The following is a 17,551-nucleotide window of genomic DNA, read 5'->3' as shown; positions in this document are numbered from 1 at the left end:
TTGCGGATAAACTATCAGCAATCCCTTTAGTTCATTCTGTACAGGTTTAGACCAAATATCGAACTGCTGATTCGCATATATAATATTTTATATCTTTTGTGCCTATATATCTTTTTAGTATGCATATATATTATCCCCGATCATTTACTATAATAAATTCGAAGTTACTTTAGGATTAGACTACAAAATCAAAAGAATAGACCTACATTTAATCCGACTCACAGGCATTATTTTAAGGAATAGTACAAAAAGAACATAAAAAAGGAAAGCAAGATTTGATAAATGAAATTTTAAACTTAACTTTGCGCCAAAGTTTTCTCAAAATATTCTATATTATAAATTTATAATCAACAATTTAACGGAATGAGATTTAGAACTATAATAATAAGTCTGTGCATTTGTCTAAGTTTTAGCTCTTGCATACGTGAAGAAGCGGCTAACACTGAAGCTGATATCGAATCTTGTACAGTTTCCGATCCCTCAGTGTTGAAAATGCAGCCAATTATTACTAATAATACGGTAATAATCATGGCGCAATCAACCATTGACATCACGCACTTTGCTCCTGAATTCACATTAACCAAAGGGGCCACTATTGAACCACCCAGCGGAACAGTAAGAGATTTCTCAAATCCACAAACTTATATAGTAACATCGGAAGACAGACAATGGAAAAAGGAATATACTGTCTATGTTGATATTTCTGATATTAAATTGGATTTTAATTTTGAGCATTGGGAAATAATAGAAGGAGCCAGAGGTAAACAATGGCACGGTTTTTATGAAATCTCAGAACAGGAGCAGAAACAGTTTATTTGGGCAACAGCTAACAGTGGATATGCCCTGACTGGTTATGTTACTCCCGAAGGAGAAAAACTCACTAATCCTCTTATTTATCCAACTATCTCCTATGAAGCCGGTCATTCCGGAAAAGGAGTGAAACTTGAAACTAAACCGACCGGTGCGTTCGGTGATATGGTAAGAATGCCGTTAGCTGCTGGAAATTTATTCATAGGCTCCTTTGATGCCACAGTGGCAGGTCAAGGCCCTGAAGAGGCATTAAAGTCAACATTATTCGGACTTCCGATCGCTTACAGTCCCAATAAAAAACCTAAGGCTTTTAATGTATGGTATAAGTATACTCCCGGAGAAGTATTCAGAAATGAACAAAAAGAAGAAGTGCCAGGTAAGGAAGACATATTCGATATGTATTCAATTCTTTATGAACCAACCGATGGGAAAGTTCTGGATGGTTCTATACAGTTCGATGATCCTTGCATTATAGCTATCGCCCGTATTAAAAACGCCAAACCTGCTTCTGAATACACATACCGATCAATACCTTTTGAATACCGTAAAGAAATTGATCCATCCAAACTGGTAACAGGTAAGTATTATACAGCAATTGTATTTTCGTCCAGTCTGGAAGGAGCATATTTCAGAGGTGCTATCGGAAGTACCCTTATCATTGATGAGGCTACAATTGAACTCGAAGACATAGAAAACATAGAAGACCATCTTAATTAAAACTATCAATGAACAAGAAAATAACCTTTATACTTCTGTGCCTGATTATAGCTACTGTTGCTCAAGCTCAGGAAGATCGCAACAAGAATATTCTTAAATCACTGACAATAGGACTTGAATATCGTTTAAAAGCCGGATTTAACATAGGTGGGACATCTCCTATCCCCCTACCTGTTGAAATAAGAAAAATCAATAGTTATAAGCCTACAACAGCCTTCTCTATAGAAGGAGATGTAGTAAAAACGTTCGATAATAAGTGGGGAGTTAGCGCAGGGATCCGTTTAGAGACAAAAGGTATGGAAACGGATGCTACTGTGAAAAACTATCACATGAAAATGATTGCCAGTGACGGCGGCGAAATGGAAGGACAATGGACAGGAGGTGTAACAACAACCGTTAAACAATCGCTGTTAACTGTCCCTGTTTTAGCTCTTTACAAAGTGAGTAAGCGTTGGGAATTAGAGTTAGGCCCCTGGTTTTCTTACGTTCTATCAGGTGAGTTCTTTGGAGAAGCCTACGACGGTTATCTCAGAGACGGTGATCCGACAGGAGAAAAAGCAAATGTAAGTTCTGCTACCTACAACTTTAATGATGATTTAAGACGTTTCCAATGTGGTATGCAATTAGGTGCGCAATGGAGGGCCTTTTCTCACCTAAATGTAACTGCCAGCCTTACCTGGGGAGTAGTACCTATTTTCAAAAAAGATTTTGACACCGTTACATTTAATATGTTTCCTATTTACGGAAACATTGGTTTCGGTTATGTGTTCTAAAGAATAAACGATAAAAGAAAAAGATTATGAAGAAAAAATTACTTACAGCAATTATTGCGTTCATAGCAATCACAATGTCCTCATCAGCTTACGCACAAGTAAGTCAGGAAGCAGCAGGAACTTACAACGGTACGCTGACAGTTTCGCAAGATGGAAATACAATGGGAAAACCCAGTACAGAAAATGTATACCTCACGGCAACAGACGATTCTCACGTTACGTTAGAAATAAGGAATTTCTCATTTAACATGGGAACAGTTCTTGAGTTAGGAGATATAGTAATCCCGGAAGTGGAAATACAGAAAGAAGGAAATGTAATTACTATTCTTCCTAAAGAATTAAAAATGACGCTGAACATAGTAGGTGAAGTTACTGTACACCTTAATACATCAACAATTGTTGATAAAAAGATAGTATTATCTTTAAATGTAGAAACCATTTTCCCTGTTGAATTATTCATTGATGTGGATTTTGAAGGAACAATGACTGCAACTGGTATCTCAGACGTAACTATAAATAAACCTACAGTTTATTATAATCCTTCAATAGATGCTTTAATGGTGCAAGGTGCAGAAAATCAAAAGTATGATATATATAATGTCACTGGTATGCAAATCCTATCAGGAGTTTTAAATACAGAAGAAGTTAGTGTATCTACTCTATCCAGAGGTTTGTATCTTATAAAGATTGGTAATACTACGGTAAAGTTTATAAAAAAATAAACTCAAAATATCTCTAAAATAAAAGCTCCCTACAGATTTAGAAAAATAATCTGTAGGGAGCTTTTATTTTGGTTCATTACTTCTCATTGCGTTAACACCGTTAACGAAGTTTTTAACATTCAAATTCTTACCTTACAAGATTGTACATTTTAGCACCACAAGAATGTACAACCTTATATGGCAAAAGTGTACATTTAACACTAACATAAGTGTACACTCTTATAGGACTAAAAATATAGGATCATAACTATCTGACAAACAAAATATTAAATCAACAAACATATTCTATTCCGGATTTTCTTCCTCCAATGTCTATAATTGCTTTTTGAACAACTATCCATATATCGAAGGGATTAGAATGAACACCTTCTTTCACTATCTGCTTTAGATAAAACTACGGTATTACACAAAAAACACAAGTTATATAGAATAGCGTAGTCCTTTTATCTATTTGAACCACCGCACTACTCTATATAACTTGTGCCAAAGTTAGATAGCAGCCAGCTCTTTTATCGCGCCAGCTGCTATTTCAATTATCTAACAACTATTTTAGCTACATAAGATCCAACACGTACCACATACATAACATCTTTATCGATATTAGTAGAAATCACGTTATCTGTTCCTTCGTAAACCTTCACACCTTGTGTTGTATACACTTCAATTGTTTCAGTAGCTTCATTATTAGCTACACAAATCGCTCCGTTTTCACTATATACGCGAACATCAGAAAGCGAATTGTTATCAATTCCGGTAGGAGCCGTTATCTTCAGTACACCATTTACATAAGTAACTTCATAATTGGCAGCTGTACCTTTGGTTATAGCAATTGCAAACTCGTCACCAACTTTCGCATCAGATAGAATTTCCTTTTCAAGAGCAGCAACAGGAACTTTTGTACCAAATGCTTTTGCTACATCTTCATCGTAAACAAATCCATCGTATGTCAACTCAAAGGTTTCAGGTGCCGGACTTCCAATAAGTAAAGCCACATCTTTAGCTGTAACTGTAAGCGGAGCTTTAGCAATAGGAATGTCTACACGTTTTGACAGAGCCATATATTCATCATTAGCAGCAACCTTAATGGTTACATAAGTAGATGCATATGCAGATTTAATAGTCAAAGTTTTACCAGACACAGTAAGTCGGCTGGTACTTGAAGGAGTAATGGTATAATCAACAGATTCACCCTTATCATTCTTCACGATAAAAGGAGCTTCAAAAGGAGCATCACCATATACTTTCTCTATCTTTTCCGCGTTTTCTACTGTATATGCCTTCAAAGCTTTTACAGTCAATCCTGTATAAGTCTTGAATTCATAATTATCCAATACCTTTTGAGGGAATTTCACTGTCAGAGGAACAACTTCTCCAACTGCTGCAGTTTTAGGTGCTTTGTCAAATACTACATTAACCGTATCATTACCTAATGCTTCCATCACAGCAGCATCCTCTTTATATACAAATCCACTATAAGTAATTCTATAGTCAATATCAGACCCATATACGAAAAGCCCCTGAGCATCATTCTTGTTCAAATTAACTTTCGTACCATCCAAGTCATAATAAGGATAGACTGTCAGGAATGTTTTCCGGATTTCGGCACCATTATTGACAAAAGTTACATTATAGTTATTAGTTGAAACGGTTGTCAATGGATCACTTGAACCGGTAAATGAGAAGACAATGGGACGATAGTTTCCTATAACCTCATCCGTTGCCTCTTTTCCGGCAGCACCACTTGATATATAAATATTCTTTGTATCAAATATCTTATGTACCACATCGACTATCGTACCCTCACCATCATCATTTTTCAGTCCTTCATATTCAAATTCAACCCCATAGTCCGTACCATTGGCAGCTACTGACGAAGAAGTATTGAAGCTTATCGTCTTACCACGCTGACACCATGCCTTCAAAGTCATAGTCAATGATGCTTTTTCAATGGTCACCGTCACTGGGTCAGAAACAGCAGGTAATGCACCTTCTTTCTCCTGATGTGCCACTACAGTAGTAGTACCTGCACCAATAGCATAGAATTTCTTCGTTTCGGAATCATACTTCAGCACTTTGTCACTTCCAATTGTATAAGTGAACGGCACCTCTGTATTGGTTGATGTAAATGGTATTTCAAATCCATCACCATATACTTGAGACATATCAGCAGGAGCGGTTATATCGCCCACATAACTTCCTTTAAAGGTCAACGTATAGACATACGTCTTATTCACATCAGAAGTAGCATTGTCAGCACAAGTCACAGTCAGAGTCTTTATTACTTCATTAGCATCTTCCTTTGTTGTAGCTTCAGTTACCACTGCATCTTTACCAAAGGCTTTAGCTACAATCACTTTATTGTGCTCGTTATAAGCCAGGTTATATTCAAACTTATCCGGATCGAATCCCGTAAGTTCTTCGCCACCCAACGTTACCGAACTCAATTTAGCATTATAAACAAGTGCAGCATCGTCTACCCACAATGTATTTTCTTTACCGATATCAGCACGTACCCAATAGTTACCTCCTGAGAATACTATATTCATCTTTTCAGGAACCAATTTTCCGTTTTCACCCTCTACATAGTTGACCGGAATAGAAAGACGTACCCAACCGTCTCCTTCAGTTTCTTTAGTAATGGTGTATTCAGTACTGGCAATCAAGACACCATCACCTTTTGTTTCGGCAGGGATAATTTCTTTTCCCAATATAGCCCGATCCTGATCATCCACCTCTACATAGGTAACATCATTGCCACTATGAGAATTAATTATTTTAGATTTAAAAGTTCCCTTCCACAAGTATACCAATATCTTAGCTGTCTCATTGGGCTTTTCTGTACCTAATTTACGTTTATAGTACACAGTCAGAGAATCCGGACGATAAGTGAAATCAATACCACCGTTTACTCCACCATTACTCATATCATTGCCCCCCAGCATACCGGACATATCAGCAAAAACCCACATTTTGCCTAAAGTGACAAAAGCAGGAGCATTAGCACCCAGTGTTCCAAGACCAACAAAATCATTCATGATTTTAGCACCGGTTCCTGTACGGCCTGCATCAGGAAATACAAACTCCTTACCTACTATCACCTGGTATACATTTGAAGCGGTCCACCCTACAGGTTGTTTACCTACCAACTTTCCCTCAGCAGGATAGCAATCCTCCCACTCTTCAAAATCTCCTTTAATTTGCTGTGCCAACGCACTTCCTGCGTACAACACAACACACATCATTAAAGTAATAAATTTCTTCATACACTTCTCTTTTTAATATAAATACAATCTTTCGTGAACCATAAACCGGAAATCCCCTATTGATTCACATCATTCATAAAAACGTTGCAAAGTAACAACCGTTTTTGTTTTCAGTCAAGGTCTATTTCTATAATCTTATATCCCATTACTAAGGTATTTTATCATTTTACCCTATAAATCACCCAAATAAGGGTATCTATTACCACTTTTTCATGTCCTATAACTAAAATAAAAATACCTATTCATAAAATACTTGTATATTTGGGCGTTGAAAAAAGAGAATACACATGAAAAAGGAATTACCCAAAATAGACATCAGTGAAGATTTTGTAATAGGCAGTAATGCTGATATAGATCCTAATATACTAAATCTCTATACCAGCTATCCATGCCGACTTAAAGCCGAAGTCTTTGTACTCTGTATGGGAGGGAGTATTGAAGCCAGCATAAACCTTTCGGACTATACCATAAAGAAATATGATTTCGTAACGCTCTCTCCGGCGAGTATTATTCAGATTAATAAGATAGAAGGTGATTTAAAACTCTATTTCATGGTATTTTCTTCCGATTTTATTAACGGGATAAGTAAAACCAAAGCTATTATTGACCTTATTTATATAACTAAAAATCACCCGGTATTATCGCTGCCTCAGGAGTTTGCCAATATTTATGAAGAGTTCTTTCTACTCATGATGAAAGTATATTATAAGAAGCGGTCTCCTTATAATCCAGAGATACTAAAATGTATGCTGTTATCTATTCTGTACAGACTGAGTGATATGTATCATGAACGCCCTGTTCGAAACAAAAGCAGTTTAAACAGAGGTGAAGATATATGTAAAGCATTTGGAAATTTGGTAATTCAGCACTACACACAGGAAAGAAATATTTCATATTATGCACAACAACTAAACATAACGCCTTCCCACCTGAGCAATACCGTAAAACATATCACAGGGAAGACCGTCATGGATATCATTTCAGAAGTGGTCATTGTTGATGCACAAGCACAGCTAAAGTCAACCAACACACCTATACACGAAATTGCAGATTCATTAAATTTTCCGAATGTATCTTTCTTTGGGAAGTATTTCAAACGACTCACAGGAATGAGTCCTCAGCAGTACCGAAACAGTGATAAATAGAAGTAAATATCCCGGAGATATTCATTTACAATAATTCAAGACATTTGGTTACCTGAAGATAAAAAAAGAGTATTTACACAACAGAAACACTCAACAAAATCAAAAGTATAATAAACTAAAAACCAATAAAGGTCCCTCTTCCTACTAATAAGAAAAGCCAGCTAATCCGATCAGCTGGCTTTTCGTTCATATTTATTTCAGGTTTACTTTGTCATTACGCGTGTTACATAAGAACCTATTTTTACAAGATAAATTGTATTTGAAGATAATCCATGGATAGTCATCGTACCATTAACAGTAGATTGTGCAACCAACATTCCTTGTACGGAATATACTTCAATAAGCTCTTCCAACTGTGCTCCTTCAATAACTACACCACTTTCTATACCTTTTATGCTCAATGAGTTATATGTATTTTGTTCAACACCTACACCGCCTTTGAATGTTAAAGTATAAGTATGATAGTTTGCAGCGTTATCAGCAATATCATTACCTTTCACTGTTATAGTTAGCACTTTGCCAGCAGCAGTAACTTCTACTGTAGCACCTTTACCATCTGCTTCTGCAACAACATCTGCCACAACAGGCATAGCACCATCTACTGCATATTCATAAGTATCTTTGTCGAAACCAGTTAATGCAGTACCACTAATAGTTATTGATTTGAGTTTAGAGTTATAAACGAAAGCTACATTGTCAGCACTCAGCGTATTGCCATTACCAATTCTGGTACGATTGAAATAATCCGCACTAGATATGATCACATTAGCCTTCTCCGGTTTCTCATCACTTACATAGTTCAATGGAACGGATATACGTGTCCAGTCAGCCAATTCCTTAACGGTTTCTTCGGCAGATGCAATTAAAGTAATGCCTCCTGCAGCCTCTCCGCCATTCTTTGTTCCGAGAATGTCGATATCGCGATCAATTAGCAACTGCCAGGACGAGCCTGTTGATGTAAATAGATCTCCTGTAGCCGGAGCCATGGAAGTAGATGTACCTTTCCATAAATAAGCAATAATTTTTGCTTCTTCATTAAGATTCGTACCTGCAAGTTTACTCCCTGCATCTGCATAAGTACGCTTGTAATAACCTATAATAGAGTCTGGCTGATAAGAGAAGTTAACCCCTCCGATAGTTCCACCGTCACTATCATCTGTATCCGGTATTCCACCTGGATAAATTGATGACATTAAACCTATCATATCTGCATACACCCAAGGCCTACCTAATGCAATATATCCCGGTGCATTAGATTCAATCCCCATTGCTCCCGGACGTCCATTAATCATCTTCACAGCCAATTTATCATCACCTACAACATGAGATTCTTTTTCAACCATGACAAAATTCATACTTCCCATCTGAGTTACATTGGATGAATACCAGCCATCTGCTACTGTGCCCCATCTTTCCTCATTCAGAGCATCGGGTCCCCACTGTACCTGCTTTTCAAAATCACCTTTGATCTGAGAACCATTCATTATTTTATCCGAAGGAGTGAATTTCAGTGTATATGTATGATCTGCCCCATTCACTTTATCTGTCACCACAATTGTAACAGTGTGTTCTGAAGTGCTCAGTTGCATGTCTACTGATGTCAAGTTAGGATCAGAATTAACCGATACCACCGGATAAACTCCATTAGTCATTTCAAGACCGTCATAAGAAGTGACAGCAGGATCAAAATCTTCAAGTTTAACATCATTCAATGCAATAGCAGTAGCACCAAAAGTAGTACCTTTTCTAACCAATGAATAGACATGCTGATTAGAAGCACCATCATTGCCGGTAACTACAATCTTCATAATATTATCACCTTCCTGAATGTCGACTTTAGCACCTTTACCATCAGAAATCGCTACGATATCATCCTTAGCAGGAAACTCGCCTTGAAGTACATACATATAGGTATCTTTATTAAACCCCTCTAAAGGTGTACCATTAATAGTAATTGATTTTAGTTTTGAGTTATAAATAAATTTAAAATCATCAGCCCATAAAGTATTACCTTTACCAATAGTTTTGTCATTAAAATATTCTGCACTGGAAATAATTACATTTGCTTTTTCCGGCACTCCATCTGTTAAATAATTCACAGGAAGACTAACATAAGTCCAATCTTCATAATCTCCTTCAATAAATTTATCAACAGTAGCGACTAATGAAAAATCTTCACTTTTAGTAACACCTTCTGTGATCATACCTAAAACATCCTTATCACGGTCAACCATTTCCTGAGGTTCTACATCCTCTTTCTCTTTTAAGCTCAATCCACTTTTTACTTGCGATTTAGTAGTTCCTGTCCAGAAATAAGCTAAAATTTGAGCTTTTTCATTCAAATTTTGTTCACCCTCCTTCTTTCCTGTATCCACACCGTGTTGTCTTTTAATATAACCCACAATAGAGTCTGGCTGAGAAGTGAATTCTACACCTCCATGAGTTCCTCCATCGCTAGCCAAAATCTTACTACCACTACCAAATAGGACTAATTTACACCATGCATAACTCCAAAACTCTCCTAAGCTAACAAAAGCAGGAGCATTTGCTCCCAACCCCATTGCACCGCAAAAATCGTTCACCATCTTTATACTTTTACCACCTGTAGTAGTACGATCTGCATCTCCAAAAACAATAGGAAATTTTAGCACGCGATCTACATTAGATGCATACCACCCTTCTGGATAGATACCATCTGTTTTCTCCCAAGTATTTTGAATATCAAAATCTCCTTTGATCTGTGACGATACATTTCCTTGTGCCGAAGCCCATGAACAACTTACTGCTGCACAAAGCACCATAAGTAACTGTTTCTTCATACTTTTTTTGTTTTTTAAATTAACTATTCCAATTCCATCTTTATTTCAAAAAAGACATTGCAAAATACGGTATTTTTGAATCTCCTCACAAGGTCTATTCCTTCTAATTTATGTTCTATTACTTAATTCTTTTATTTATCTCTCTATATATTACACAAATACAATAAATATATTCTTTTTTCATGTTCTATAACTTAAACGCCCATGTCTATTCATTAATTATTTCTATATTTGAACACACATTAAACATTTAAACAATTATGGAAAAGATATTGCCCAAAATTGATATAACCGAAGATTTCGTGATTGGAAGTAATGCGGACATAGACAATAGTATACTAAGCCTTTATACCCAATATCCTTGCCGCCTTAAAGCCGAAATATTTGTGCTTTGTATGGGAGGAACTCTGGAAGCCACAATCAACTTATCAGACTATACCATCCGGGAAAATGATTTTATCACACTCTCTCCCGGAAGTATTATCCAGATAAATAAGATTGAAGGTGATTTAAAACTCTACTTCATGGTATTCTCTTCCAAATTTATCGAAGGAATAAGCAAAACAAAATCAATTATTGACCTTATCTATATAACCAAAAACCATCCGATACTATCGTTACCAAAGGAATTCGCCTGCATTTACGAAGAATTTTTCACACTCATGATGAAAGTATATTATAAAGAACATTCTCCTTATAATCCTGAAATATTGAAGTGTATGCTTCTTTCAATTCTATACAGACTGAGCGATATGTATCACGAACGTCCCATACGGAGTGAAACAGCATTAAGCAGAAGTGAAGAGATATGTAAAACATTCAGTCATCTGGTAATTCAACATTATACCACAGAAAGAAATATCTTATATTATGCAAAGCAGATGAATATAACACCTACTCATCTGAGTAACACTGTAAAACATGTTACCGGAAAGACTGTCATGGATATTATATCAGAGGTTGTAATAGTAGATGCCAAAGCACAACTAAAATCAACCAATATACCCATACATGAAATTTCAGACTCCCTGAACTTCCCTAATGTGTCTTTCTTTGGAAAATATTTTAAGCGCCTTACCGGTATGAGCCCTCAACAATATCGAAACAGCGATAAATAAAAGTAAAGTTATCAACTATAGTGTTAGATAAATTGTTATATTTGCAATATACAATCTCTTAAATTACACAACATCATGTTCAATTCATTCGGAAACATATTCAGACTCACCAGCTTTGGAGAATCTCACGGGAAAGGCATCGGAGGCGTTATTGACGGCTTTCCGGCAGGTATCAGGATTGACGAAGAGTTCGTTCAAAAAGAACTCAGTCGTCGTCGTCCGGGACAATCGGCCATTACCACCTCACGCAAAGAAGAAGATAAAGTAGAGTTTCTTTCAGGAATCTTCGAAGGAAAATCTACCGGTTGCCCTATCGGATTTATTGTATGGAATCAGAATCAGCATTCCAACGATTACAATAATTTGGAGTATGTATATCGTCCATCGCATGCCGATTATACCTATAAAGTTAAATATGGCATTCGCGATCATCGTGGTGGTGGACGATCTTCTGCACGAGAAACTATTTCACGTGTTGTTGCAGGTGCATTAGCAAAATTAGCACTAAAGCAATTGGGCATTCATATCACAGCTTACACATCACAAGTGGGCCCTATCAAGCTGGAAGGAAATTATACTGATTATGATCTGGATCTGATTGAAAGTAATCCCGTACGTTGTCCTGACCCGGAAAAAGCAAAAGAGATGCAAGACCTTATATACAAGATAAAGGGAGAAGGGGATACCATTGGCGGAGTATTGACTTGTGTAATCAAGGGCTGTCCCATCGGATTGGGACAACCGGTATTCGGAAAGCTACATGCTGCACTTGGAAACGCCATGCTGAGTATCAATGCTGCCAAAGCTTTTGAGTACGGTGATGGATTTAAAGGTTTAAAGCAAAAAGGTTCGGAACAGAATGATGTGTTTTACAATAACAACGGACGTATTGAGACACGTACGAACCATTCGGGAGGTATCCAGGGCGGTATCAGTAACGGACAGGATATCTTCTTCCGCGTTGCGTTCAAACCGGTAGCGACAGTATTGATGCAGCAGGAAACCGTGAATATAGACGGTATCGATACTACTTTAAAGGCACGCGGACGCCATGATCCTTGTGTATTACCCCGTGCAGTACCTATCGTAGAAGCAATGGCTGCTATGACAATACTCGACTATTATTTACTGGATAGAATGACACAGCTATAGTTTAGCAGTCAGCAGTTAGTAGTCAGTAGCTGGAATCCTTTCGGGCATATCAACACTTACATGCTGCATAGATTCTATCTACTAACTATTAAATTCCAACTTCTTATTCTATCTACTAACTACTAAATTCTAACTTCTTATTCATTATGAGTTATATTAAAGACTATATTGCGGCTAATGAATCGAAAATGATGGAAGATTTGTTCAGCCTCATCCGTATCCCAAGTATCAGCGCTTTGCCGGAACATCATGATGATATGTTGGCCTGTGCACAACGCTGGAGTCAACTATTGCTGGAAGCCGGAGCAGACGAAGCTATCGTTATGCCTTCAAAAGGAAATCCAATGGTGTTCGGACAGAAAATTGTAGATCCGAATGCCAAAACAGTACTTGTGTATGCGCACTACGACGTAATGCCTGCTGAGCCACTGGAGCTTTGGAAGAGTGCTCCCTTTGAACCGGAAATACGTGACGGTCACATTTGGGCACGAGGTGCAGACGATGACAAAGGACAAGCATTCATTCAGGTGAAAGCCTTCGAGTATCTGGTCAAAAATGAGTTATTGAAAACGAATGTAAAATTCATTTTTGAAGGAGAAGAAGAGATTGGTTCACCAAGCCTTGAAGCATTCTGTGAAGAGCATAAGGAGCTATTGAAAGCAGATGTCATATTGGTATCCGATACCAGCATGTTAGGAGCTGATCTGCCTTCACTTACTACCGGATTAAGAGGTCTTGCTTACTGGGAAATAGAGGTAACAGGCCCCAATCGTGACCTCCATTCCGGACACTTTGGGGGTGCGGTAGCCAACCCTGTCAATGTGCTTTGTGGCATGATCAGTAAAGTAATAGATGCCGACGGACGTATCACAATTCCAGGTTTCTATGATGATGTGGAAGAGGTACCTCAAGCCGAACGGGAAATGATTGCACATATTCCATTTGATGAAGAAAAATATAAAGCAGCTATCGGCGTAAAAGAATTATCCGGCGAAAAAGGATACAGCACGTTGGAACGCAACAGTTGTCGTCCTTCATTCGATGTTTGTGGTATATGGGGAGGTTATACAGGAGAAGGTTCGAAAACCGTTCTTCCTTCAAAAGCATTTGCCAAAGTATCCTGCCGACTGGTTCCACACCAGGATCATCATAAAATATCAGAACTATTTGCCAATTACATCCGTGCTACCGCCCCGGATACCGTTCAGGTGAAAGTAACTCCCATGCATGGCGGACAGGGATACGTATGTCCCATCTCTCTCCCTGCTTATAAGGCTGCCGAAAAAGGATTTGAAATCGCATTTGGAAAAAAGCCACTCGCAGTACGCCGCGGAGGAAGCATCCCCATTATCTCTACATTTGAACAAGTGCTTGGCATCAAAACAGTACTGATGGGATTCGGACTGGAATCGGATGCTATTCATTCTCCCAATGAAAACTTCTCACTGGATATCTTTAGAAAAGGTATTGAAGCAGTGGTGGAGTTTTATAAGGAATATGGGAAATAGTGATTAACGAATAGTGATAAGTGATTAATGGCTGCGCTATACTCCGCATGGTACTAATCACTTATCACTATTCGTTAATCACTATTTCTCACGGCAATCTGAACAGGAACGTAAATGCCTTACCATTCTGGAAATCTTTATAAGCATCTCCTGCATAAATCTCTCCATTGGTCAATGACAATTTCTTCACACTTGCTTTCGGACTAAAATCTACTTTCTTCAAGTCTACCCAGAAAAGATTGGGAGTCAAGGTTGATTCAAAGTAATATACTTTATCTTTCTGATCGGATACAGAACGCCAGCGAGTGGAAGAAATATGAGGTTTATCCGGAGTAGAAATACCAAAAGGAACAGATACATTTCTCATTATGCTTAATACACTGGGAACGGCAATTTTCGGATCAGCTGTTTGAGGAATGGCATGCACATAGAATGAGGCACGTACAAAACGATCACTCGAACGGTTTGTACCGGGTAACATCTGCAACCCACCCACTTCTTTCCAGTAATCATTGACAGCTAACTGAAGATCATAACGTGGAGAATTCGTCATCACCTGATATTCTTTACCTTCGTGAATGATAAGATTCCCATCAATATATTCCAGCACAGCGCTATTTCCGGTTTCATCCGTAATAGCCATATGCAAAGTAGAAGCTGAACCATTGGGCAGATTAGGTGCGTCAATACGGAAGGTTTCTTTCTTTAACTCTTCCACGGCTTCACGTACAGTAGCAAAGTTATCAAGTACATATTGTGTCCAGATGGCAATTCCCATTGCCGGACGGGTATCATTCGGGCGAATGTAGTTAGATTCCGGCAAAAATAACAAGCTAGCTACAAGCCCCTTCTCATTCATTCCATCACAGGCGCCCATATCATAGGCGGAGGCGACAATACTTCCATATTTGGAAGTCCAATTCAAGGCCTCTCCCCTATCATAGCTCACCCGCTTAATGCCACGAGGAAACAGATAAAGATTGGACATTATATCCTCCTTCCAATCCATTGTTCGTCCGGTCACAACCATATTTTCCGGGCCAATGTATACAGCACGGGTACAAGCTTCGGACTTCTGCATTCCTATTGAGAACGCAGCAACAAGTGCCGTCAAGGCAACCATTTTCTTTGTTACTTTCATCATTATTATCTTATTAAAAAGTTTATTTCTAACATAAGTCAGATATATTTCACTACAGAGTAGCACAGAGTTTCACAGAGTTTTAAGTCTTTATTGAAACGCGAATGAACGCAGATTTTCGCAAAGGGAAACAAATGTATGATAAAGAACTACAGCCTTTTAATCTGCGTTTCATCAGATAAATAAAACTCTGTGTCCTCTGTGGTGAACTCAATCTTATATCTACTTCTTCAATAAGAACAATCAATAAGAAGAACTGGTTTATCAAAAGACAGGTTTATTTATACAACCCGTAAGTAGTACGCAATACCTGGAATTCAGTACGGCGATTGATAGCATTACAAATTTCCTGCTGCTCCGGAGTAAGAGTCTTTATGAATTCCTCTGTCAGCACATTACCTTCTTTAAGGAAAGGAGCCGATTTCAATACTGATTTATTCACTACTTTCGGCTTGCTCTCTCCATATCCTTTTGCAGTAAGTCGGTCTGTAGAAATTCCTCCCTTAATTAAATAACGGACAACAGACTCCGCCCGACGCTGAGAAAGGCGTTCGTTATAAGCATCATTTCCTTTATAATCACAGTGAGCAGCCAATTCAATAGTCACATTCGGATTATCATTCAGCAGACGAATCAGTTCATCAAGTGCAGTTGCCGATGCAGGAGTAAGGTCGGCACGGTCAAATTCATAAAAGATATTTTCGATAAGTACCGGACGGGTAATAGAAGCCAATGGAAATTCAACTTCATAGTTGCGGTCTACCTGAGCAGTATCTGTGATAAGTTCCTGTTTGCCATTCAAGTATCCACGGCAAGAAGCTAACATTACATAGCGTTGTCCCGGATTAAGACGTTGGACAAACGAACCGTTTTTCTTCACATCTATTTTCAGATACGTACCATCGTCACCCACCAATGTAACTACTGCTTCGGGCAATGCATCTCCCTCCTTGTCATACACCCAGCCGGTGAGAGTATGATTAACTTCAGGGAGCTCAAAACTATAGATATGATCCCAACCACGGGCATCTCCACGATTGGAAGAGAAAAAGCCCCGCTGACGTCCCGGTTCAAAGGTCATACCAAAATCATCTCCCATGGAATTAACCGGGAAACGCATATTTTCTACTTTCCACCTACCAGATACAGAATCCAGATCGGCACGGAAAATATCAAGTCCTCCCATACCGGGATGACCATTAGAAGAGAAATACAACTCTCCTTTAGGGCCAAATGTAGGAAACATTTCGTCACCCGCTGTATTAATATCAGGTCCCAAATTGTCTACATACCCGAAACCGTCCTTAACTACATTGATCCGCCACAAATCGAGTCCGCCATACCCTCCCGGCATATCAGAAACAAAATAAAGAAAATCTCCCTGTGGAGACATAGCAGGATGAGCCACAGAAGAGAGCGAATCATTCAGGATGGCACACTTAGTAGGCGTTCCCCAATTGGCTCCGGTTCGTGAAGAGGCATATATCTCAGCATATACCGGTGCCTCTGGCGATGTGCGGCAACGAGTAAGATACATGGTTTTACCATCTGCAGAAAAGGAGCAGGCACCGTCTTCAAATTCACTGTTTACTTCTGATTCCAACGGTTCCGGCTTTTGCCAGTTCTTTTTTTCATCCCGTTTAGAATAGAATATATCTGCGCTTTTCATGCCGGTGATTCCGTTCAAATCATTTCCCTTTGCTTCGTTTCGGGTAGAAGTAAAATAGACAATATCGGCATCTTCACCCGCATACATGGGAGAATAGTCACTACGCCGGGAGAAAAAGATGGGTTCCCGTTTTACGATATGTCGCGTAGGATGCTCTTTCCACTCTTGTGCCTGTTGGCAAGAAAAAAGTCCGTTCAACGCCAATGTGTCATTAGGCCGATATTGAAGATAAGTTTCATAAGAAGAGACAGCAGGTTTATATTCTCCATTTTTACGCTGACTCTCAGCCAAATAAAAGAAAGTAACTGAATCCGGATAATGATAACGGATCGCATTCATATAGGCCCCTTTTGCCCGAACATTATAATTTATCAGGCGATAACAACCCGCCATCTTATAAGCGATCTCGCCCCGGAGTTTTCGCTGCTTGGGAGGAGTACCGGCATAAGCTTTCCGATAATATTTAGCTGCATCAAAATATTCGCCACGGGCATAACTCTGCTCGGCTTTCTTCAAGCTACGCCCTGCTCCACAGGAAGCAAGCAAGAAAAGGGCAAGTATATAGATGAGTTTACGGTACATAGACATTATATATAAACAGAATAAAGGGAGAAATATTGTATTAGTGATGAGTGATTAGTGATAAGTGATTAGCGATTAGTACCATGCGGTATATAGCACCGCCGCTAATCACTAATCACTTATCACTAATCA

11 protein-coding genes are annotated in these 17,551 nt (G+C 38.5%); 7 read left to right on the top strand and 4 right to left on the bottom strand.

Annotated features, from left to right (window positions below; all coding sequences use genetic code 11):
* The first annotated feature begins 528 nt into the window (after positions 1-528).
* Genes ACESQI_RS15865 through ACESQI_RS15855 form a run of 3 tightly spaced genes read left to right on the top strand, consistent with a single transcriptional unit; the run spans position 529 to position 3,022 of the window.
* On the top strand, positions 529-1,527 hold the full coding sequence (locus ACESQI_RS15865) for a PCMD domain-containing protein (protein ID WP_226812787.1): 999 nt from the start codon (positions 529-531) through the stop codon (positions 1,525-1,527).
* A gap of 8 nt (positions 1,528-1,535) precedes the next feature.
* Positions 1,536-2,300 carry a porin family protein gene (locus tag ACESQI_RS15860; protein ID WP_122200898.1) on the top strand — a complete coding sequence of 255 codons (765 nt, stop codon included), beginning with the start codon at positions 1,536-1,538 and terminating at the stop codon, positions 2,298-2,300.
* 26 nt (positions 2,301-2,326) lie between these two features.
* Positions 2,327-3,022, top strand: a complete 696-nt coding sequence (locus ACESQI_RS15855; RefSeq protein ID WP_025866519.1) for a calycin-like domain-containing protein — start codon at positions 2,327-2,329, stop codon at positions 3,020-3,022.
* A gap of 533 nt (positions 3,023-3,555) precedes the next feature.
* Here ACESQI_RS15855 and ACESQI_RS15850 read toward each other — a convergent pair.
* Positions 3,556-6,285 carry an MBG domain-containing protein gene (locus ACESQI_RS15850; protein WP_373126549.1) on the bottom strand — a complete coding sequence of 910 codons (2,730 nt, stop codon included), beginning with the start codon at positions 6,283-6,285 and terminating at the stop codon, positions 3,556-3,558.
* A gap of 287 nt (positions 6,286-6,572) precedes the next feature.
* On the opposite strand from ACESQI_RS15850, the gene ACESQI_RS15845 reads away from it, so the two are divergent.
* Positions 6,573-7,430, top strand: coding sequence for an AraC family transcriptional regulator (locus tag ACESQI_RS15845; RefSeq protein WP_025866521.1), 858 nt, complete (start codon positions 6,573-6,575; stop codon positions 7,428-7,430).
* A 203-nt stretch (positions 7,431-7,633) separates the two neighbouring features.
* Here the strand turns inward: ACESQI_RS15845 and ACESQI_RS15840 are convergent, their stop codons facing one another.
* Positions 7,634-10,249 (bottom strand): hypothetical protein, encoded by a 2,616-nt coding sequence (locus ACESQI_RS15840; protein ID WP_320934781.1) that lies wholly within the window; start codon positions 10,247-10,249, stop codon positions 7,634-7,636.
* 260 nt (positions 10,250-10,509) lie between these two features.
* On the opposite strand from ACESQI_RS15840, the gene ACESQI_RS15835 reads away from it, so the two are divergent.
* From ACESQI_RS15835 to ACESQI_RS15825, 3 genes are all read left to right on the top strand, one after another.
* A complete protein-coding gene (locus ACESQI_RS15835) occupies positions 10,510-11,367 on the top strand; it encodes an AraC family transcriptional regulator (RefSeq protein ID WP_122200897.1) in 858 nt (285 codons plus the stop codon).
* A gap of 75 nt (positions 11,368-11,442) precedes the next feature.
* Positions 11,443-12,519, top strand: coding sequence for a chorismate synthase (aroC, locus tag ACESQI_RS15830; protein ID WP_002559432.1), 1,077 nt, complete (start codon positions 11,443-11,445; stop codon positions 12,517-12,519).
* 146 nt (positions 12,520-12,665) lie between these two features.
* Positions 12,666-14,027: a dipeptidase gene (locus tag ACESQI_RS15825; RefSeq protein ID WP_007484232.1), complete on the top strand. Its 1,362-nt coding sequence runs from the start codon at positions 12,666-12,668 to the stop codon at positions 14,025-14,027.
* 88 nt (positions 14,028-14,115) lie between these two features.
* Here ACESQI_RS15825 and ACESQI_RS15820 read toward each other — a convergent pair whose 3' ends face one another.
* A complete protein-coding gene (locus tag ACESQI_RS15820; RefSeq protein ID WP_373126552.1) occupies positions 14,116-15,150 on the bottom strand; it encodes a linear amide C-N hydrolase in 1,035 nt (344 codons plus the stop codon).
* A 295-nt stretch (positions 15,151-15,445) separates the two neighbouring features.
* Entirely contained in the window at positions 15,446-17,419 is a 1,974-nt protein-coding gene (locus tag ACESQI_RS15815; RefSeq protein WP_122200894.1) for an OmpA family protein, read from the bottom strand.
* Positions 17,420-17,551 lie beyond the last annotated feature (132 nt).

This window comes from Bacteroides sp. HPS0048, from assembly GCF_964240755.1.
Taxonomy (GTDB): domain Bacteria; phylum Bacteroidota; class Bacteroidia; order Bacteroidales; family Bacteroidaceae; genus Bacteroides; species Bacteroides nordii.
The sequence above is the reverse complement of the archived record's forward strand: the minus strand, read 5'-3'. Positions and strand labels throughout refer to the sequence as shown.